The sequence below is a fragment of the Cryobacterium mannosilyticum genome, assembly GCF_004402705.1.
GTDB classification, from domain to species: Bacteria; Actinomycetota; Actinomycetes; order Actinomycetales; family Microbacteriaceae; genus Cryobacterium; species Cryobacterium mannosilyticum.
In genome coordinates this window covers 67363-86940 of the sequence record NZ_SOFM01000029.1, presented here as the reverse complement: position 1 = coordinate 86940, position 19578 = coordinate 67363, and the positions used below count along the sequence as shown (strand labels likewise).

At 66.8% G+C, this 19578-nt stretch carries 16 protein-coding genes and 3 tRNA genes; 13 read left to right on the top strand and 6 right to left on the bottom strand.

Annotated elements, in window-relative coordinates; genetic code table 11:
- Both E3O32_RS10930 and E3O32_RS10925 read right to left on the bottom strand, forming a co-directional pair.
- Positions 1-897 (bottom strand): NlpC/P60 family protein (locus tag E3O32_RS10930; protein ID WP_134509420.1); only part of this gene is annotated, 897 nt, incomplete at its 3' end.
- Complete coding sequence (locus E3O32_RS10925; protein WP_134509418.1) at positions 890-2281, bottom strand: M23 family metallopeptidase; 1392 nt, start codon at positions 2279-2281, stop codon at positions 890-892. The genes E3O32_RS10930 and E3O32_RS10925, both read right to left, overlap by 8 nt.
- A gap of 277 nt (positions 2282-2558) precedes the next feature.
- Here E3O32_RS10925 and E3O32_RS10920 point away from each other — a divergent pair.
- From E3O32_RS10920 to E3O32_RS10895, 6 genes are all read left to right on the top strand, one after another.
- Positions 2559-2631, top strand: a tRNA-Glu gene (locus tag E3O32_RS10920).
- 88 nt (positions 2632-2719) lie between these two features.
- Positions 2720-2793: transfer RNA gene (locus tag E3O32_RS10915), tRNA-Asp, on the top strand.
- A gap of 70 nt (positions 2794-2863) precedes the next feature.
- Positions 2864-2936 (top strand) — tRNA-Phe (locus tag E3O32_RS10910).
- Positions 2937-3311: 375 nt separating this feature from the next.
- On the top strand, positions 3312-4859 hold the full coding sequence (locus E3O32_RS10905; RefSeq protein WP_134509416.1) for a sugar transferase: 1548 nt from the start codon (positions 3312-3314) through the stop codon (positions 4857-4859).
- A gap of 50 nt (positions 4860-4909) precedes the next feature.
- On the top strand, positions 4910-5512 hold the full coding sequence (locus E3O32_RS10900; protein WP_134509414.1) for an acyltransferase: 603 nt from the start codon (positions 4910-4912) through the stop codon (positions 5510-5512).
- A 2-nt stretch (positions 5513-5514) separates the two neighbouring features.
- Entirely contained in the window at positions 5515-6228 is a 714-nt protein-coding gene (locus E3O32_RS10895) for a hypothetical protein (protein ID WP_134509412.1), read from the top strand.
- Between the two features lie 50 nt (positions 6229-6278).
- Here E3O32_RS10895 and lhgO read toward each other — a convergent pair whose 3' ends face one another.
- Positions 6279-7472 carry an L-2-hydroxyglutarate oxidase gene (gene lhgO / locus E3O32_RS10890; protein ID WP_134509410.1) on the bottom strand — a complete coding sequence of 398 codons (1194 nt, stop codon included), beginning with the start codon at positions 7470-7472 and terminating at the stop codon, positions 6279-6281.
- 375 nt (positions 7473-7847) lie between these two features.
- On the opposite strand from lhgO, the gene E3O32_RS10885 reads away from it, so the two are divergent.
- The 3 genes from E3O32_RS10885 to wecC are packed head-to-tail and all read left to right on the top strand — an operon-like array spanning position 7848 to position 11202.
- Complete coding sequence (locus E3O32_RS10885) at positions 7848-9086, top strand: hypothetical protein (protein WP_134509408.1); 1239 nt, start codon at positions 7848-7850, stop codon at positions 9084-9086.
- Positions 9083-9946, top strand: a complete 864-nt coding sequence (locus tag E3O32_RS10880; protein ID WP_198417554.1) for a WecB/TagA/CpsF family glycosyltransferase — start codon at positions 9083-9085, stop codon at positions 9944-9946. The genes E3O32_RS10885 and E3O32_RS10880 overlap by 4 nt, the downstream gene beginning before the upstream one ends.
- A complete protein-coding gene (wecC, locus tag E3O32_RS10875; protein WP_134509406.1) occupies positions 9946-11202 on the top strand; it encodes a UDP-N-acetyl-D-mannosamine dehydrogenase in 1257 nt (418 codons plus the stop codon). Before E3O32_RS10880 ends, wecC begins: the two co-directional genes overlap by 1 nt.
- A 71-nt stretch (positions 11203-11273) precedes the next feature.
- Here the strand turns inward: wecC and wecB are convergent, their stop codons facing one another.
- Complete coding sequence (gene wecB, locus E3O32_RS10870; RefSeq protein WP_134509404.1) at positions 11274-12422, bottom strand: non-hydrolyzing UDP-N-acetylglucosamine 2-epimerase; 1149 nt, start codon at positions 12420-12422, stop codon at positions 11274-11276.
- A 424-nt stretch (positions 12423-12846) separates the two neighbouring features.
- Between wecB and E3O32_RS10865 the strand changes: the two genes are divergently transcribed.
- Positions 12847-14457 (top strand): DUF4082 domain-containing protein, encoded by a 1611-nt coding sequence (locus tag E3O32_RS10865; RefSeq protein WP_134509402.1) that lies wholly within the window; start codon positions 12847-12849, stop codon positions 14455-14457.
- Positions 14458-14592: 135 nt separating this feature from the next.
- Positions 14593-15690: a glycosyltransferase family 4 protein gene (locus tag E3O32_RS10860; protein ID WP_134509400.1), complete on the top strand. Its 1098-nt coding sequence runs from the start codon at positions 14593-14595 to the stop codon at positions 15688-15690.
- Here the strand turns inward: E3O32_RS10860 and E3O32_RS10855 are convergent.
- On the bottom strand, positions 15683-16630 hold the full coding sequence (locus E3O32_RS10855; RefSeq protein ID WP_134509448.1) for a glycosyltransferase family 2 protein: 948 nt from the start codon (positions 16628-16630) through the stop codon (positions 15683-15685). The two genes, E3O32_RS10860 and E3O32_RS10855, sit on opposite strands and share 8 nt — an antisense overlap.
- Before the next feature lie 150 nt (positions 16631-16780).
- On the opposite strand from E3O32_RS10855, the gene E3O32_RS10850 reads away from it, so the two are divergent.
- A complete protein-coding gene (locus E3O32_RS10850) occupies positions 16781-17611 on the top strand; it encodes a glycosyltransferase (RefSeq protein ID WP_166788717.1) in 831 nt (276 codons plus the stop codon).
- A gap of 80 nt (positions 17612-17691) precedes the next feature.
- A complete protein-coding gene (locus tag E3O32_RS10845; RefSeq protein WP_166790830.1) occupies positions 17692-18837 on the top strand; it encodes a glycosyltransferase in 1146 nt (381 codons plus the stop codon).
- Here E3O32_RS10845 and E3O32_RS10840 read toward each other — a convergent pair.
- A complete protein-coding gene (locus E3O32_RS10840; protein WP_134509394.1) occupies positions 18811-19506 on the bottom strand; it encodes a hypothetical protein in 696 nt (231 codons plus the stop codon). The genes E3O32_RS10845 and E3O32_RS10840 overlap by 27 nt on opposite strands.
- Positions 19507-19578: the final 72 nt, after the last annotated feature.

Below are 19578 nucleotides of genomic sequence, written 5' to 3'. Positions count from 1 at the left end.
CGGTGCCGCCGGGGCTGCCGGGGCTGCCGGGGCCGGCTTGTTGGCCGCCGCAGCCGCCTTCGCCGCTGCCTGGTCGGCCGCGGCGCGAGCCGCAGCCGCCGCCTGGGCCCTGGCGAGGGCCGCTGCCGCGGCGGCGGCATCCTGTCCGGCCTGGTAGGACCGTTCGGTCTCCGCGGTGGTGTCCTTGAGCAGGGCAAGCTGTGCGAACAGGTCGTTCGACTTCTTCTGTTCGGCTTCGAGGGCTGCCTCGGCGGCCCGGGCGGCAGCGTTGGCCTCGTCGAACCTGGCCATCGCCGCGGCGCTGAGTCTGGTGCGTTCGGTCGTCGCCGCCGCGGCCTGGTCGCCGAGCGACTCGGCGGTGTTCTTGTCCTGCAGGGCCTGGCGATAGATGGTCTCCGACGCCTCGCCCAGCTTGCTGGCGGTGCCGAGCTGCGCGAGCAGGTCGTCCGCCTTGCGGCCGTTGAGGAACAGGTTCAGGGACAGGTCCTGGGCGCCGGCCTTGGCCAGGTGCGCGGCGATCAACCCGGCGCGCATCTTCGAGGTGGCGGCCCGGGCCTTGGCGGCCTCGGCCTGCTTCGTCAGGCTCGCCTCTCGAGCCGTGGCGGCCTCGAGGTCGTCCTGGGACACCCGGTAGGCCTCGGCCGCGATCTGGGACGCCTTCGACGAATCGGCCGCGGCGGTCTGCAGCCCGACGAGCAGGGCGGTGATCTTCACGATCTCGGCCTGCTTCGTGACCTCGCTCTGCTTGGCCTTCTGCACGTCGTCCCAGCTGGGATACCCTGCCTCGGCGAACGCGGCGGGCGCGACCAGCCCGGCGGATGCCGCGACCGCGCCGATCGCCCCGATCGCGATGAGGCGGCCGGGTTTGAACCTCGGCCTGGTGGTCGCGTCAGCCAAGTGGCACTCCCCTGTCGGCCATGAACGGCTGCGGATTGATCTGGGTGCCGTTGGTGCGCACCTCGAAGTGGAGGTGGCAGCCCGTGGAAGCGCCGGTGCTGCCGACGCTCGCGATGTTCTGGCCGGCCGAGACGCGCTGCCCGTTGGAGACGAAGATCCCACCCGAGCGGATGTGCGCGTAGCCGGTCGAGACGCCACCACCGTTGTCGATCTGAATGTAGTTGCCGTAGTTCCCGCTGGAGCCGGCGTAGGTGACCGTGCCGTCGCTGGCCGCGTAGATCGGGGCGCTGCAGCCGGCACCGATGTCGGTTCCGCTGTGGAAGCCCTTGCTGCAGCTGCCGCCGCCGCAGATCACGGGGCGAGGGCCGAAGCCGTCGGTGATACGCCCGCTGGCCGGAACCGCCCAGCCGTTGTTGATGTAGCCGCCGCCGAGACCCGCGCCGGCACTGCCGGTCGCTCCCCCGCCGCTGTTGCGGTTGGCGGCTGCCGCAGCCGCGGCCGCGGCTCGGGCGCGCTCTGCTTCGATGGCCGCGAGGCGCGCGCGTTCGGCGACCCCGGCCTCGTAGCCGGCCGTGGTGGTGGCCTGGGCGTCCTGCATGAACTTGAGCTGGGCGTCGAGCTCGACGCTCTTGGCCTGGGATTCGGTCAGCGCGTTCGCTGCCGCCTCGGCCGCGGCCTGGGCCGCGACGAGGGCAGCCTCGGCCTCGACCCGCAGCGCCTCACGCTCGGTCTGCGCGATCTTGGCCTGGTCGCCGAGCGCCTGGGCGGTGTTGCGTGCCGTCTGCGCCTGGTCGTACACGTCGGAGCTGCGCTCGACGAGCTTGCTCATGCTGCCGAGCTTGGACAGCAGCGCATCGGCGCCCTTGCCGGCAGCCTGGCCGTCGAGGAACAGGTTGACGCTGAGGTCGGTGCCGCCGGTGCGGTAGAGCTGGGCGGCCAGCTGGCCTGCCTGCCTGGTCGCGGCGTCGGCGGTGGCCTTGCCGGCATCCGCCTGAGCCTGCAGGTCGCTGGCGCGACGGGTGGCATCGTCGAGCTTGTCCTGGGCGACCTGGAGTTCGGCCCCGCGCTTCTCGGATTCCGCCTGGGTCTCTGCCACCTGCACCGTGAGGTTGGCGATCATCTCCTGGATCTGCGCTACCTGGGTTGCGGCCGCTGCCGTGTTGGACTTGGCGTTCTGGAGGTCCTGCCAGGTCGGGTAGTCGACGGCGAGGGCCGGACCGGCCGGGCCGGCAAGGGTCACGAAGAGGGTGAGCGCCGCCAGGAAGCCGGTCGCCGCGATGGACCGGCGCCGGATGCGGGTGCCTGTGCCGGAAGAGCGTGCGCCGGACGAGGGCCGGAGACCCCCCAGCCGCTTCAGGACAGTGCGGCCGCGTGCGGATGCCATGCGCTTCATTACTCCCCGATCGAGCTCGTTGAACACATGCGTCACAGTGTTAACTCTTTTCACAATAACAACTTCGGGCAGACTCGCCCAGCGTTCTGCCGAATCTAACCCGGGAACCGGCCCGCAGCCCGGCCATTCTCGGGCGAGCCGGGTCTGCCTCCCTCGCCGGGAAGAGGCCGGGACCGGGCCGCAAAACGCCGTTTCCGACTCGATTTGGGATTTGCCGGGTGCAGACCGTATGCTTATGCGTCGGAAGCCATGAAGTCTATGGCGTCTCGGCCCCATCGTTTAGAGGCCTAGGACGGCGCCCTTTCACGGCGTTAACACGGGTTCGAATCCCGTTGGGGCTACGCAGTTCGGTTCAAAAAATGTGCAAGACTTATGTGCACGTTGCAAGCTGTAAACACGCAATAGAATAAAGAATGTGTCTCATCACGAGGCCCTGTAGCGCAGTTGGTTAGCGCGCCGCCCTGTCACGGCGGAGGTCGCCGGTTCAAGTCCGGTCAGGGTCGCAAAGGCAACAAGCCCTTTCGAAAGAGAGGGTTTTTTTCCTTGGAAAGCGACTTCTCGAGGTTTCTTTCTGGCCCTGTAGCTCAGTTGGTAGAGCGTTCGACTGAAAATCGAAAGGTCACCGGATCGACGCCGGTCGGGGCCACTGAAGACCATTCCCAGGCTTCTACTGGGGTGGTCTTCTTTACGTTAACCGGGCGCAGTACCGTGCGGCTTCCTACGCCGACGCAACCCCCCGATCTGGTTACAGCGCCCGGTCCCCGAATGGGGGTATGTTCGCCCTGTGAGTAGTTGAGGATCGATCAACTACCTGCCGTATCAGGTGTTTGGCCCCCTAGACCGCGCGTTTGATGCGACCCGAGAAGTACCTGTAACCCGAAATGCAGGGAATGCCCGTGATCACGTCCTTGACGTGTCGACACATTTGTCGACCCAGAAGAATGTCCGGCTCCACCCAAGTCGGCAACCAACACCCGAAATGTCGCTCGTCGCGAGCCCTCCCGCCGGAGGTGAATGCGCGATGACCAATGCCAAAGCACATCTGCCGTCCACCGGTTTGTCAGCCATCGGTCAACGCGCCCGGCTGAGGCTCATCGACACGGTGGACACTCCCGTGCGGGAGGTCTTTGCGGATTCGCAGTCCTCCGGGCAGGTCTGGGCCAGGAGATACCGGTCCAAGTTGAGGATCAGCGACGTCAGCATCATCGTGGTTGCGGTGGGCGTCGCCTTTGTCGCGCGATTCGGCACCGACGCGGCCGCTGTCGCGGCGGGCCCCTTCCGGGTCGATTACTGGGTCGTCGCATTGATGGTCGTGTCGATCTGGATCATCACGCTCGGCGCGTTCCACACCCGCGATTCCCGGGTGATCGGAGTGGGAGCAAACGAGTACCGCCAGGTGGTCAATGCGAGCGCCCTGGCATTCGGCCTGCTCGCCATCGCGTTCCTGGTCTTCCAAATCGACATCGCCCGGAGCTTTTTCATCTTCGCCCTGCCCCTCGGCATGATCGGGCTCACCCTGGAGCGATGGCTGTGGCGGAAATGGCTCCTCCACCAGCGTCACTTCGGGCACTATCTCTCCCGCGTCATCGTGGTCGGCATCCGCGAAGACGTGGAGTACGTCGTACGCCAGATCGCCGAGAAATCCGGCGCCGCCTACCACGTGGTCGGGGTCGCCCTCGAAGACGGCGACACGACGGGCATCCTCTCCCGGGGCAAACGGATTCCCGTGGTCGCCGACTCCGCCCATGTGGCGGGTGCGGTGACGTCGATGGGAGTCGACGCGGTCGTGGTGGCCGGTCAGCCTCGGGGCGGCAGCACCTTCATCCGCAACCTCGGCTGGGACCTCGAGGGGACCTCGGCCGAGCTTGTCCTCTCCAGCCGGCTGACGGATGTCGCCGGGCCCCGCATCCACTTCCGCCCGGTCGAAGGCCTGCCGCTGATCCATGTGGAGATCCCCCACTTCGAGGGAACGCGGCATGTGCTCAAGCGAACCCTCGACGTCGTCGCCGCCGGGTGCGGTCTGCTCCTGATCGCGCCCCTGCTGGCGGTGATCGCGATCGTCGTGAAGGCCGACACTCCCGGTCCGGCGCTCTTCCGGCAGGAACGTTGCGGGCGGAACGAGCAGACATTCCAGATGCTCAAGTTCCGTTCCATGGTCCAGACAGCGGAGAAGGACCTCGCCGGCCTGCTCGACAAGAACGAGGGGTCCGGGGTGCTATTCAAGATCCGCAACGATCCCCGCGTGACCCGGGTGGGCCGGATCCTCCGCAAGTATTCGCTCGATGAGCTGCCTCAGCTCTGGAACGTCCTCGTCGGCGAGATGAGCCTGGTCGGTCCTCGGCCCCCGCTGCCCACCGAGGTGGATGAATACGAAGAGCATGTGCACCGGCGCCTCTACATCAAGCCGGGACTCACCGGCATGTGGCAGGTCAACGGACGGTCGGATCTCGACTGGGACGAAAGCGTGCGCCTCGATCTCTACTATGTCGAGAACTGGTCGCTGGCCGGCGATCTGATGATCCTGTGGCGAACCCTTCGAGTGCTCACCCACCCGTCCGGCGCGTATTGATGCCAAGGCGGTGGGGTGGAATGTCTGATCAACGCGTAGGGGGATCCCGGATGGTTCAGGAGAGTCGCATCGCCGCCACGGCGGACGTTGACCCGCTCGCCACGATCGGCGACGGCACGACCATCTGGCACCTGGCCCAGGTCAGGGAGTATGCCCGCGTCGGCTCAGGATGCACCCTGGGCCGCGGCGCGTATATCGGTCCCGGCGTGATCCTCGGCTCCAACTGCAAGGTGCAGAACTACGCGCTCGTCTATGAGCCGGCCGTGCTCGAAGACGGGGTCTTCATCGGTCCGGCGGTTGTCTTCACCAATGACGAGTACCCCCGCGCCATCAATCCCGACGGCACGCTCAAGAGCGCCGATGACTGGCATGCGGTCGGTGTTCAGGTCGGCACCGGCGCATCCGTCGGTGCCCGCGCCGTCTGCATCGCCCCGGTCCGGATCGGACGGTGGGCGCTGGTCGCGGCCGGCGCCGTCGTGACAAAGGACGTGCCCGACTACGCCATTGTGGCAGGCGTCCCGGCACGGCAGGTCGGCTGGGTGGGGCCCGCGGGCATCCCGCTGGTCCGGGACGGGGACCTCTGCAGATGCCCCGCCACCGGCGCCGCGTTTCGCGAGGTGGACGGTCGCCTCTCCCCCGTCTCGGAGAACTGACCATGCGCCGCAGACTCCTCGCCGGCATCGCCGTCACCGCCCTCCTCGTTGCGGCGGGCGGCGCGCTCGTCCTCCAGCAGTCCGGCACACGGACCGCCCCGGTGGCCGGGTCGAGTGCGGCCGACGGCGGTCTGCCCCCGTCCACCTCGGGTCCGCGGTCCCCCGCGACGACAGCGCCGGGTACCGAGCCTGCCCCGAAGCAGACACCGCCTTCCTCGGCCGTGCCCTCGCCGAAGCAGGCACCCCCTTCCTCGGCCGTGCCCTCACCGACGAAGTCCGCCGAGCCACGTGAGGCCGATCCGGTTGCACCGGACCCCGGGCCGGACACCCTGCCGACCTCGAAACCCCTGGCGGACCTGGTGACTCTGCCTCTGCCGGACACCTCCAACGCGGTCGGGTCGATAGTGGCAGGGTTCCCGAGTCGGGTGCTACCCCAGGCGCCGCATTCCACGGTCGGGACCAGCTCCGTCGCGGCCGAGGGGTCCCGCCTGCAGGCCGCCCTGACGGCGCAGACGACCCTCACCGTCGCCGAGGTGATGGATTTCTACCGCACCGCCCTGGCGAGACTCGGCCTGTTCGACACCCCGGCACCAGCGCTGGACGGGTCCACGGCGCTCACGTTCACCCGGGGAAACAACACGGTGACGATCAGCGCCACAACGATCGACGGCGGATGCAGCTACGTGGTGTTCGGGGCCTTCTCGGCATCGACCTGAGCCTCGCCTGCGCCCGGCAAGCGCGGTTCGAGCCGTTTCCGACAGGCGACTCAGTGGGTGACGTCGAGGACGAGGGCGGCGATGTGACGGGCGATCTCGAGGGAACTCGTCGCCGCTGGCGACGGCGCGTTGAGCACGTGCACCTGCCTTGGCGCACGCTGGATGACGAAGTCATCGGCGAGCGCGCCGTCGGGGCGAACGGCCTGAGCTCTCACCCCCGCGCCCGCGCGCACGATGTCGCCGCGTCCGATCTCCGGCACCAGCCGGGCCAGGCTGCGGGCGAACAGTCGCTGCGAGAAGGAGCGAGCCACCTCGCCTGCCCCGGTCCCGATGTTGCGCCTGGCCATTCGGAGAAACCCCGGATAGGTGATCGATTCGATCGAATCGCGCAGGTTGACCGTGCGCCAGTCGTAGCCTTCCCGCGAGAGAGCCAGAACGGCGTTCGGACCGGCGTGGACAGTGCCGTCGATCATCCGCGTGAGGTGCACCCCGAGGAAGGGCAATGCCGGGTCGGGGACCGGATAGATGAGGCCTCTGACCAGGGCGCGTCGTTCCGGGATGAGTTCGTAGTATTCGCCGCGGAAGGGCACGATGCGCACCTCCGGGGTGACTCCGGCGAGGGCCGCGATTCGGTCCGCGTGCAGGCCGGCGCAATTGATGAGGAGCTCGGACCTCACACTGCCGCCGGCGTGGCCGACGCTCACCCCGCCCCCGTCCACCCGGATGCTCTCCACGCGTGCGCCGAGCAGGAGCGTGGCCCCATTCTCCGCCGCCTTCCGGGCGAGCACGCGGCTCACGCCGCCGTAATCGATGATTCCGGTGGCCTCGACCCTGAGCGCCTTCACGGCCCTGACGTTCGGCTCGAAGTCGAGCGTCTCCTCGGCCGACAGCACCCTCGTCACTACTTCGTTCGCCAGAGCCCTGTCATGGAGGGCGTCCAGACGCGGGACTTCCTCCGGGGTGACGGCGACGATCAGCTTCCCGCATCGCTGATAGGGGATCTCGTTCTCGAGCGCGAACTCAGCCATCGACCGGTTGCCCGCCGTGCACAGTCGCGCCTTGAGCGATCCGGCCGCGTAGTACGGTCCGGCGTGGACGACACCGGAATTGTGGCCGGTCTGGTGGGCCGCCCAGCCGGCTTCCTTCTCCAGCAGCGTCACGGCGGTCCCGCTGCGCGACAGTCGTTCCGCTACTGCCAGCCCCAGGATTCCCCCGCCGATCACGGTGACGGATGCTCGCGCCATGGGTCTTCCTCACGGGTTGGCTGGCGGCGCTTCGGGTGTCGCCTGTGGACAGCCATCATGCCACCAGCTGGGCAGGGACGCCCGGGCTGTCGGCACCAATAAACACCCCCTATCTGGGGTCAAACGCCGCCGACCGCCCGCGCTACAGTCAGGTCACGGATGCTGAGCAAGGCTCAGAACCCGCCGGTGTTCCCTGGGGCGCGCCGTCACAACTCCGTCACCCGCGGAGCTCCCGTCCGATGCAACACCTGTAACCCGAAATGCAGGCGATGACAACGTGAACAACCCGAAATCCTTTCGTCGACGACCCGGCCGACCTCTCATCGGCCGGTCTGAGCAACAGCTTGGCAGCCCGAGCGACACCGCGGTGGAAACGTGAGCGAGCCGCTCCCGGCGGGTGGGCCGGCGTCCTACGGCCGTACCGGGGCCACGCCGGCGCCACCGGATGACAGGAACCTCGACACCGCCCCTCGGCGCTCATCGATCGACTCGCGGGTCGACAACCTCGTCACACTCGCGATTCGCGGGCTGCCCGCTTCCTACCTCCCCGGTACCGTCGAGTTCGCGCAAACGGTTCGCGCCGTTCGCGGCGCCCGGCAGATCGAGCTTCTGCCGGAGGGCACGAACCTCCGGTACGCCGCGATCGTGTCCCTCGGACTTGCGACGCTTTCCCGCCAGGCCCAGGCCGGAGTCCTCGGTGCCGGCACACCCGGCGAACTCGTGTCCGCCATCCGGGATCACGCAAAGGACTCGACCGACCTTGGCGCCGTCGCCCTCGCAGCGTGGTCATCCGCGGAGGTCTCTGCGTCACCCGATCTCGCACTCCTCTCCCGGCTCGCTGCGGAACTCGCCTCCACCCGCCCATTGCACACAGTGGTGGCCAGTTGGATCCTGGCAGCGGCCGTGGCCTCCCTCCGAGTGACGAACGAAATGGTCGGCCCGGCCGTCGCTATCGCGCAACAGTCGCGAAACCGCCTGCTTGCGGCCCAAGGCCCGGACGGCATCTTCCCGCATGCGCTCCCGGCCTCGTCGTCGGGACGCTGGCGGGCACACGTCGGCAGTTTCGCCGACCAGATCTATCCGATTCAGTCCCTGGCCCGGTTCGCGGCCCTGACGGGCGACGACGAGGCACTCGCCGGTGCGAACCGAACCGCACAGAGGATTTGCGCGCTCCAAGGCGATGCAGGCCAATGGTGGTGGCACTATGACACGCGGGACGGCTCGGTCGTGGAGCGTTACCCGGTCTACAGCGTCCACCAGCACGGCATGGCCCCGATGGCCCTCTTCGACCTGGTCGAGGCCGGCGGCGACGACCACACCGACGAGATCGTCCTGGGCCTTGACTGGCTCGACACACACCCCGAGGTGCTCGACGAACTCATCTCCGACCGCCACGCTCAGGTCTGGCGCAAGGTCGGTCGGCGGGAACCGGCGAAGGCCGCCCGCAAGATCGGCGCCCTGACCACCGCGTTGCGTGCCGGCTGGCACCTGCGCGGCCTGGACTCGATCCTGCCACCGGACAAGATCGACCACGAATGCCGCCCGTACGAGCTCGGCTGGCTTCTGTACGCATGGCATTTCGGCGACACCCGTCACACGGAGGAGACATCATGACAACGGTCGGCAGCCGCCAGGGCGGCTTCGATTCACGGCAATCGCTCTTCGGGCTCGAGATCGACGCGATGACCATGGCAGAGGTGCTCGAGCGCGCTCACCTCGCCGTCCAGGAACGCCGTCGCCTGCTCATCGGGGTCGTCAATGCCGCAAAGGTCGTCAAGATGCGCAAGGACGAGCTCCTACGGAATTCGCTGCTCGCGGCGGACGTCCTCCTCGCCGACGGGCAGTCGATCGTGTGGGCAAGTCGGATCCTCGGTCATCCGCTCCCGGAACGCGTCGCCGGAATCGACCTCTTCGAACGCCTCCTCGAATCCGCGAACCTGAACTCCGCGTCGGTGTATTTTCTCGGTGCCCGACCGAATGTCCTCGACGCCCTTCTGGAGCAGGTCGGCGCACGGTTTCCCGATCTGCGTGTTGCCGGCAGCCGCGACGGCTACTTCAGCGCCGAGCAATCGAGTGAGGTAGCCGAGGCGATCGCCGCGAGCAACGCGGACATGCTCTTCCTCGGAATGACATCCCCGAAGAAGGAGATCTTCCTGGCCAGCTTCGGCGACACTCTCAACGTTCCGCTCCTGCACGGCGTCGGCGGTTCCTTCGACATCCTGGCCGGGGTCACCCGCCGAGCTCCGCGAACATGGCAGCGCCTGGGCATCGAATGGGCCTTCCGGCTGCTCCAGGAGCCGCGACGCCTCCTCAGCCGTTACCTGTCCACCAACACCGCATTCATCGCCCTCACCCTCAGAGAGCGAATCCATCCCACGGCCAGCTATGCCGGCGTATCCGCGACGCGGAGGACGCACCGGGCCCCCGAGCAGCCTTCCTCACCAGAGCACGGCGAACGTCAAGGGACACAGTGATGGATGAAGTCTTCTCCGGCCGGGTCGCGATCCTGGGCCTCGGCTATATCGGCCTGCCGACGGCTGTGGCCCTGGCCACTCGAGGGATCGAGGTGATAGGCGTCGATATCAACGAGTCCATAGTCGACGCCGTCTCCCTGGGGCGGGTTCCCTTCGTCGAACCGGACCTAGCGATCGCCGTCAGCGGCGCCGTCAGCATCGGCCGCCTGACGGCCACCACGGTCGTGCCGGAGGCGGACGCGTTCATCATCGCGGTACCCACTCCCTTTCAAGAGAACCGAGCGGCGGATCTCTCCTATGTGAAGAGCGCTGTCTCGCAGATCGCGCCTCGGCTGAAAGGCGGCGAACTCGTGGTGCTGGAGTCCACCTCACCTCCGGGGACGACGGAGCAGGTGAGTCGGTGGCTGGCCGATCTGCGCCCGGATCTGCACCTTCCGCACGAGACTGACGGTCTGCCCGACATCTTCGTCGCGCACTGCCCCGAGCGGGTGCTGCCTGGCCGGATCATGATCGAGATGATCACCAACGACCGGGTGATCGGGGGTATATCCACGCGGTGTGCCGACAAGGCGGCGTCGCTCTACCGGGTATTCACCCAGGGCGAGATCATCACGACAGATGCGTCGAGCGCCGAGATGGCGAAACTGGTCGAGAACGCATACCGCGACGTGAATATTGCGTTCGCGAACGAACTGTCGCTGATCAGCGAACGGTTGCGCCTGGACGTGTGGGAGATCATCCGGCTGGCCAATCACCACCCTCGAGTGAATATCCTCACCCCCGGCCCCGGCGTCGGCGGACACTGCATAGCCGTCGACCCCTGGTTCATCGTCGGCGCAGCACCCGACCTGGCGCGGCTGATCAGGACGGCGCGCGAGGTGAACGACTCCAAGCCGCTGCACGTGGCGCAGCACGTTGTCGAGAAGGCGTCGCGGTTCCGTGAACCCACCGTCGTCTGCCTGGGGCTGACGTTCAAGGCGAACGTGGACGACATGCGCGAAAGCCCGGCCGTGGACGTGGTCGTCGCAATCGCCGATGCGGCTCCGGAGCTGGACATCCGGGTCGTTGAACCGTACACGCAGAAGCTTCCGCCCGAGCTCGACGGCCGGCCGAACGTGCGAATGCAGTCGGCCTCCGAAGCGATCGAAGAAGCCGACATCGTGGTGCTCCTGGTCGATCATGACCAGTTCAAGTCGATTCCGAAGTCGCGCCTCGAAGGCCGAGTGGTCTTCGATACCCGGGGCACCTGGCGGTAAGCCTGCGACCAGACCCGGGGGACTCGCCGGTGCCTTTCGGCACCGGAACGCTAACCCAGGAATCGGATGGATCAGGGAGCGGCCGGAGAGAAAACCTCCGGCCGCGGACCTTCGCCGAAGAAGTTCTCAATCGCGGCGACGATCCGGTCCGCCGCCCGGCCGTCGCCGTAGGGATTCACCGCCCGCGCCATGGCGTCGTAGGCTGCGGGGTCGAGGAGGAGCCGAGTCGCGGAATCGACGATGCGGTTCTCGTCGGTGCCGACGAGCTGAACGGTTTTCGCCGTCACCGCCTCCGGCCGTTCGGTCGTATCGCGAAGCACAAGCACAGGCTTCCCGAGGCTCGGCGCCTCCTCCTGCACACCCCCGCTATCCGTGATCACCAGATACGACGACGCCAGGGCATGCGCCATGTCGACGTAGTCCAGCGGCTCGGTCACCACGACATTGGGCAATCCCGACAGGGCAGGCAGCAACGAGTCCCGCACAATCGGGTTGAGGTGGGCCGGCAATACGAAGTCCACGTCAGGGAATGCCCGGGCAAGGCGTGCGATGGCATGAGAGATGCGCACCATCGGTTCCCCCCAGTTCTCGCGTCGATGACTTGTCACGAGGACGAGACGGCGGGTCGGATCCAGACCGACAAGGGCCGGGTCGGTCGGGGGGAGTCGCCGCCCCGTGATGTCGAGCAGGGCATCAATCACCGTGTTCCCGGTTACGTGGATGCCGTCGGAATGGATCCCTTCCGCCACCAGATTCGCGCGTGACGTATCGGTCGGCGCCAGGTGGAGGGTGGTGAGCGCGGTCGTCAGCCGCCGGTTGATCTCCTCCGGGAAGGGATCGTAGCGGTCGCCGGTGCGCAACCCTGCCTCAACGTGCGCCACGGGGATCTGGGCATAGAACGCTGCCAACGCCGCAGAGAACACGGTCGTCGTGTCGCCTTGGACAATGACAAGGTCCGGTTGCTCCTCCTCGAGGATCTTGCCCACGCCGTGGAGGACTCCGGCCGTGATGCCCGCGAGATTGGGACGCTTCCGGATAAGGTCCAGGTCATGCGCCGGAACAATACCGAAGAGAGTATTGACCTGGTCGAGCATCGACCGGTGCTGGCCGGTCACGACAACGACGGGCTCAAGGTGACGGGACAGTTCCAGTGCGCGGATGACCGGGGCGAGTTTGATCGCCTCCGGCCTGGTGCCGTAGACAACGAGTATCCGGTGCATCCTGACCAGCCAACCCTTCCCCCAAAGGCCGAGAACAGCCGACCCGCCCACCGCGATTGTCAGACTCGACAACACCCAATTTGTTGGATGGCACGGAAAAAACTTTTGGCTCTCCGATCGAGACGATTCCCGCCTTCGGAGTGCGTCATCACTCACCTGTCGCCAGCGACGCAATCCGCTGGTCACAACAACGATAATTCTTCAGTTGGCACTCCGCACGCCCCCTGTTCTGGGGGTTGCACACCCCTCACAGTGGGGTCTCGAGAATGGTTCAGGTTTCGGGATAGGTTTGGTTTTGGCAACGGCGCGATGTAAAGATGGGATCTCCGGCAGGGCATTTGGGGGGCTCTTCTGCCATTGTCCTTGGACCAGTGCCACGTCACACTTTTCTGGGTCCAGACTCAATCCTGCTTGGAGTTTTCAGATGAAACACCGCACTACGCCAGCACGCCTACGCTCGGGCTTTCCGACCGCGGCCGTGATCTTCGGCGCCGTCATCGCCGTTGCAATCGGCGGGGCCAGCCTGCCCGTCAACGCATTGACGCCAGCGCCGGCCCTCACCACGACGGCCGCAGAACTCGCCGCCAGTTCCGAAACCCTCTGGGGCACTTCTGCCCCTCGGGGCGGCGCCATCGACAGCGACACCTCCAGCGTCGAGCTTGGCACCGACTTCTCGCCGTCGGTGACCGGCACGGTCATCGGCGTGCGGTTCTGGAAGACCGCGGAAAACGCCGGTGCTCACGTCGGGAACCTGTGGACCAGCGGAGGGACCCGTCTCGCCACTGCGAAATTCACGTCCGAGACAGCCAGCGGATGGCAGACGGTGCTGTTCGCCAAGCCCGTTGCCCTCGCCGCCGGTCAGCACTATGTGGCCTCCTACCTCGCACCGCGAGGCCGTTATACAACCACTGTCGACCAGACGGCTCCGCCGGTTTCGTCGAAGCTGCTCTCCGTCGCCTCGACGAACAGCGGTAAGTACGCCTACGGCAAGTCCAGCGCCTTCCCGACCAAGACCTGGCACTCGTCGGGTTACTGGGTAGACCCCCTGTTCGTCCCGACCGCGGGTTCAACCCCGAGGCCGGTACCGGCGACGCCCCCGGCCCCGGCCCCGGCACCCGCACCGGCTCCGGCCCCGGCCCCGGCCCCGGCCCCGGCACCCGCTCCGGCACCCGCTCCGGCCCCGGCCCCGGCACCGGCCCCGGCTCCCGCACCCACCCAAACCACCAGCACCTCCTTCGCGGGTATGAGCAATACCGGCCCGGTCGCAGCGGGCTTCAACCCGACGCAGAAGTACGCCGGCCCCCTCACGATCACCACCGCCGGCACGGTCATCAAGAACCAGATCATTCCCGCCGGCTTGCGCATTGAAGCAAGTGATGTGACCATCCAGGGCAACATCATCGAAGGCCCCACTGATGTCTCCTGGGACCAGGCAGCCGTGCACGTCAACGGCGACCGGGTGAAGATCCTCGACAACACCATCCGTGGATCCTCCGCCACCAACTGGTCACAGGACCCGATCAACGGCATCAAGCTTGTCGGGCAGTACGTGGACTTCAGCCGCAACAACGTCTACAACATTGCCGGCGACGGTGTGAGCATCTACGGCGACAACGCGAACGTCGTCGGCAACTGGGTGCACGACTTCGTCTTCCGCGACGGAGGGGTTCACTACGACGGTCTCCACTACCCAGGACAGGCCGGCGATGACACGCTCGCCCCTGCGCTGATCAAGGACAACACGGTGGAACTCTGGGTCTCCGGCGGCAGCAGCGGCATGACCGCCGCCATGGGCTTCCCCGACGTCGCTCCCAAGGTTGTCGTCGAGCACAACCTGCTGGCCGGCGGCAACTACTCCATGTGGGGCGGTGGATCGGGGATCACCTACAAGGACAACTGGTTCTGGACCAAGTTCTCCGCAAAGGTCGGCTACTACGGTCCGTCGGCGTACATCGGCCAGGTCGGCACAGCGACCTGGACGGGGAACGTCTTCACCGCCGACGGAAAGACCGCGGGTTCGACCCTGGGGAAGTAGCACCGCAGCACGAGTCGATCACCACCGCGATTTCGCGGCAGTGGTTCGAACACCCGAGGGCCTCCGCAATCTCGCGCGCACAACGCACGCACGATTGCCGGAGGTCCTCGCGCATGGCGTCCGGCCAGCGTCGCAGTGAATCTCGGCGCTGGCCGGCAACCCGGCATCACGATAGCTTCGACCTATCACTGGGTGAATCGAGCAGTTCTGGAAACGGTGGCGCTGATGCAGGTCGAGTTTGGCTTCCGATCGGAAACGGACCTTGACGAGTGGCGTCGATCCCACGCGGCCGGGCAGCGACCTGATGCCGTGCCCTACGGGCTCGACAGGCTCATATCGCCCGAAATCGAGTTAGTGACGACGCCGCTCCGACCTCTGCCCACGGGACGGGCTGTTCCGCTCCTTTTCGGGCGGCCCACCCGCACACCGACACCGGATTGGTTGATCGCCTGGGACGAGCACGCCGCCCTGCGCCTGCTGGCGCGCGGTTCCGGCGCCAGGTTCGGGTGCGGAGTGATCTGGGCAACCGACCAGTTGTCCGGGCGGGTGGGCGAGCGCACCCGGGCCCGCGTCATGCTGAGGATGCTCAGACCGATGGACCTGATCTGGTGTCTCAGCCGAGCTCAACTGGCACCCCTGCGCGCAGCGTTGGGCGGGCGGAGAACCCGGGTCGAGTTTCTCAAGTTCGGCGTGGACACGGACTTTTTCACCCCCCGGCCCCTCCCCGCGCAGCCTTCGGTGCTGTCAATCGGGAACGACGTGGACCGGGATGCCCGGACCCTGCTTGCAGCCCTCGAAGTGGTCCACCGTGCTCGCCCGGACGCCAGACTGCGCGTTCAATACTCCGGCGACCTTGCCGTCCCGCTCGGTGTGGAACGCTTGCCCCGCATGACGCACGCCGAGCTGCGGGAGGAATATGCCGCGACCACTGTGCTCGCGATCGCGACGCGCCAGAATCTGCACGTTTCTGGGATGACGGCCGTTCTGGAGGCAATGGCCACCGGCCGTCCCGTCGTCCTCACCAGGACACCCGGCGCCGAGGACTATGTCAGGCACGGGGAATGGGGACTTCTCACCCAGCCTGGCAGCGTCGATGACCTGGCCCAGGGCATCCTGTACTCGCTCGACTCCGGGAATGCCGCACGAATGGGCGCTGCCGCCTCTCAGGCAGCGTCCACCGAGTTCAGTTCGGCCCGGCTGGCAGACAGACTAGCCGGACTGCTGACTAGGTGACCGAGTCCCCCGTCCCGAGTCCCCGATCTTCGGCTCGGCTCGGCTGGGCCATCCCTTTTGTGCGGCCCAGTAGCGCCCACGCCGCGGCGCGTCGGGTCGGGCGACGAGCGCGGAGCACTTCGCCGACGAATACTCCCATCCAGAACGCAGCCGTGTGCGCGACTCCGTGACGTGAGCGGAAGAGCTTCACCCGGTTGCGCGCCAGTAGGGCGAAGAGCGCAGGCGAATCGTGGGACTCGCCCTCGAAATGCACGGCAACGGCCGTCGGAACATAGCGGAGGGCAAGACCCGCATCGCGGGCACGAAGTGCGAAATCGGTTTCCTCCGAGTAGAGGAAGTACGTCTCATCCCACCGGCCGACGCGCTCGATACAGTCCCGGGAAATGAGCATGGCCGCGCCGGTCGCCCAGTCCGCCGTGCCGGCGGAACGATAGGCACGCTCCCGGATTTCGACTTCGCCCAGGCGCGGAAACCGTCCGGCCCTGTCTCCGCCGAGCAAAGCTTCTCCCCATGCCCTGAGCGCCGTGGGCTCGCGTCGGAGAGACGAGCGAAGCGCTCCCGATTCGTCCACCAAACGCGGAACGACGATCCCTGCCCTGGTCGACCGCATTTCCCGGAGCAGCTCCTCGATGGTGGTCGGCTCGAGCCGAATGTCAGGATTGAGCAAGAGAACCGCGTCGCAATCATCGGCCCTGTCAATTCCCGCGTTCGCTCCTGCCGCGTAGCCGGCGTTGCGTCCCATCTGCACGATCTCGGCTTCGGGCATCACCGCGCGGACGAGGTCGGTCGACGCGTCGGAGGACGCGTTGTCGACCACGATCACCTTGACCGAGCCTGAGAGCTCCGATCGGCGAATCGACCCCAACACACCCGCCAGCACTGCTGCGCTGTTCCAGGTGACGATAATGACACCGACACGGGGCTCAATTCCGAGCGACATCTCCACTGCCCCCTCCGCGCGCCAGGCGTCAGGTCGCCTTGCCGCACCCAATTCCCACGCCAGCGAAAAACCCGCAGGTCAGACTACGCTTCGAGTAACCTGATCCCGAACTCTCAGGAGGGTCCCATGATGCCACACAAGCGACCACTGATGACCGTTGTGGTACCGGCCCACAATGAGGAACTCGGGCTCGCGCGCCTTCTGCCGCGATTGCTCACCGGCGCGGACCAGGGCGAATTCAGGGTAGTCGTCGTCTGCAACGGATGTACCGACGGAAGCGTGGCCGAGGCCAGGAGCCACGGACCGGACGTCGAGGTCGTCGAACTGCCCGTGCCGTCCAAGGCCGCTGCGCTGGCTGCCGGCGGCGCGATGGTCCGGGATTTCCCTGTGGCCTTCGTCGACGCCGACGTTTGTCTCGACCCCTCCGGGCTTCGCGCCCTGGCCCGCCTCGTCACACTGGATGGGTACCTCGCCGCGGCGCCGGAACGCAACCTGGTCAGGGACCAGGTCTCACTGGCGGCGCGCTGGTACTACGACATCTGGGAGCGCCTGCCCCAGGTGCGTTCCGGACTCTTCGGCCGAGGGATCATCGTGCTGTCCCAGGCCGGCTATCAACGCGTGTCAGCATTGCCCAGCTTCATCTCCGACGATCTGGCCTACTCCGAGGAGTTCAACGCGCGGGAGCGCACAATCGCGGTCGACTCGACGGTGTCGGTCTGGCCGGCCCGGACCTGGCGGTCACTGCTCAAACGACGCATCCGGGTGGTGCAGGGAGTCCAGGAACTGGGCAAGACCGGACGCGTCTCTCCCTCGGCGTCGACTCGCCCGATGGACCTGCTGCGGATCGTGGCCGCCGACCCGGCAATGGCACTCCGGCTCCCCCTCTTTCTCTTCACGACCGTTCTGGTCCGGATGAGGGTGCGCTTCGGCGCGACGGGCAACGGCGTCTGGATGAGGGACGAAACGAGCAGGATCGCATGAGTGCGCGCAACCGGGCCCCACAGCCGTCCGACAGATTCGGAAACCAGGCCTGGGACGGCCTCGTGGTGATCGTGGCTGGTGTGTCCTGGGATGATACCCGGCTGTCGGAGAAGCATCTGGCCATCCACCTCTCCCGGCTCGTTCCCGTGCTTTACGTCGACCCCGCGATTTCCGTCCTCACTCCGCTGAAGAAGCCGGCGCTTCGCTCGTCGACCAGCGGCCCACGGCTCCGGATGGTCGGGGCCAACCTTGCCCGGCTCACTCCGCTGACCGTTCCGGGCATCAGTCGGCCCGGTCTGCGGATCATCGCAGCCTGGGCAACCCGGCGCGCCATCGCCCGCGCCGTGCGTCGACTCGGCGGGAAGGTCCGGGCGCTGGTGGTCGCGTCCCTTGACGACGTCTTCGGCTCCTGTCCCGGGTTACAGGTCATGTACGGCACCGACGATTGGATCACCGGCGGGGGCCTGATGGGATTGTCATCGACGTGGCTCCGTAAGCGCGAGGCCGCCCAGCTCCGGCGCGCGGACGTCGTCGTCGCCGTGTCGGACCAGTTGGCGGCCCGGTGGGCTCCGGAGGCACGCTCGGTCGTCGTCATCCCCAATGGCTGCGACACCGACCACTTCGCCGCGGTGGAGTCTGCACTGCCCGCGGGCGAGGTGACCCTCCCCGACCCGATTGCCGGCTTCATCGGACATCTCTCGGAGCGGATCGATCTCGACGCGCTCGAGATGATAGCCGAGACGGGTGCGTCATTGCTCTTGATCGGCCCTCGCCAGACTACGTTCAACATCGAGAAGATGGAGGCGCTGCTCGCTCATCCCAACGTGCAGTGGGTCGGGCCTCAGCCCTTCGACCGGCTGCCGGCCTTCATGGCCCGGATCGCGGTTGGGTTGACTCCCTACACCGACAGCGACTTCAATCGCGGCAGCGATCCGCTGAAGACCCTCGAGTACCTCTCAGCGGGAAAACCTGCCGTGGTGAGCGATCTCCCCAGCGTGAGGAGAATCCCACCGGATCTCGTCCACGTCTGCTCCACACCGGAGGCGTTCGCCGAGCGCACGCTTGAGGTTCTCGGCCGCCCGCCCGACCCCGCGTTGGCGCAGCGGCGCAGGCACTACGCCGCAAGCCAGAACTGGGATGCCCGCGCCAGGGACTTCGTCGCGCTCTTCTCGAACGGGCACCCGGTCCCAACCGACGATCTAAGCGCTCGACACTCCGACGGCTGATGCGTCCCCACGAGCACCGGAACGCTTCGACCGTCGGCGCGAAGACCCACCGCGTCCGACGCCGAGCCCGCCGACCACCGCCAGCGTGCTCACCAGACCGGTCAGGACAATCGATCCGATCGCGCGAACCCGGCTCCCCTTCTCCTCGATGAGTTGAGGCTGCAGCGGATTTAGAGTGATCCGCACACGATTCGCCGCAATGACGCCTTGCTCGTCCTGGATTTCGGCCAGGGTTGACTCCACCTGGCGAAGTGCCGTGCTGATCTGGGCCCTCACCTCCGACGGGGTCGCGCCGACGGCCTGCACCTCGACCACCGGCTCATCGAATCGGTACTGCCATTGCCCACCGGAATTCTGCTGTGTGACCGAGAACCCCTTCCGGATTCCTTCACCGACCAGGGTGACGTCACCCGATACGGATTGCGCGTCCTGAGTCGGCGGCCGCAACTCCCTGGCGACCACTCCAGCCAAGTCGATCAGCGATTCCGATGTGTAGCCGTAGGCGTTCGGCTGCGCGGCAACCGGGGGCAGGAGGACCACTCGCACCTGCGCGAAGTAGAGCGGCGGAACGTTGACCACCCACAACACGCCAAGTCCCATCAGGAGGGCTCCGCACAGAGTCAGTACCCAACGTCGGCCGGCGTTCGCTATCAGGTCCCAGACAGTCATTCGCACCAATCTCCCAGCGTCCCACGAACACAGGATGACTGCGTATCCTATACTCAAGCGTACATTCAGGTG

What these genes read in the sequence shown, in the direction of transcription:
- E3O32_RS10865 (WP_134509402.1), top strand. Translation starts at nt 12,847, where the DNA reads ATGAAACACCGCACTACGCCAGCACGCCTACGCTCGGGCTTTCCGACC.
- lhgO (WP_134509410.1), bottom strand. Translation starts at nt 7,472, where the DNA reads ATGGCGCGAGCATCCGTCACCGTGATCGGCGGGGGAATCCTGGGGCTG.
- E3O32_RS10880 (WP_198417554.1), top strand. Translation starts at nt 9,083, where the DNA reads ATGACAACGGTCGGCAGCCGCCAGGGCGGCTTCGATTCACGGCAATCG.
- E3O32_RS10850 (WP_166788717.1), top strand. Translation starts at nt 16,781, where the DNA reads ATGACCGTTGTGGTACCGGCCCACAATGAGGAACTCGGGCTCGCGCGC.
- E3O32_RS10840 (WP_134509394.1), bottom strand. Translation starts at nt 19,506, where the DNA reads ATGACTGTCTGGGACCTGATAGCGAACGCCGGCCGACGTTGGGTACTG.
- E3O32_RS10895 (WP_134509412.1), top strand. Translation starts at nt 5,515, where the DNA reads ATGCGCCGCAGACTCCTCGCCGGCATCGCCGTCACCGCCCTCCTCGTT.
- wecB (WP_134509404.1), bottom strand. Translation starts at nt 12,422, where the DNA reads ATGCACCGGATACTCGTTGTCTACGGCACCAGGCCGGAGGCGATCAAA.
- E3O32_RS10855 (WP_134509448.1), bottom strand. Translation starts at nt 16,630, where the DNA reads ATGTCGCTCGGAATTGAGCCCCGTGTCGGTGTCATTATCGTCACCTGG.
- E3O32_RS10905 (WP_134509416.1), top strand. Translation starts at nt 3,312, where the DNA reads ATGACCAATGCCAAAGCACATCTGCCGTCCACCGGTTTGTCAGCCATC.
- wecC (WP_134509406.1), top strand. Translation starts at nt 9,946, where the DNA reads ATGGATGAAGTCTTCTCCGGCCGGGTCGCGATCCTGGGCCTCGGCTAT.
- E3O32_RS10925 (WP_134509418.1), bottom strand. Translation starts at nt 2,281, where the DNA reads ATGGCATCCGCACGCGGCCGCACTGTCCTGAAGCGGCTGGGGGGTCTC.
- E3O32_RS10900 (WP_134509414.1), top strand. Translation starts at nt 4,910, where the DNA reads ATGGTTCAGGAGAGTCGCATCGCCGCCACGGCGGACGTTGACCCGCTC.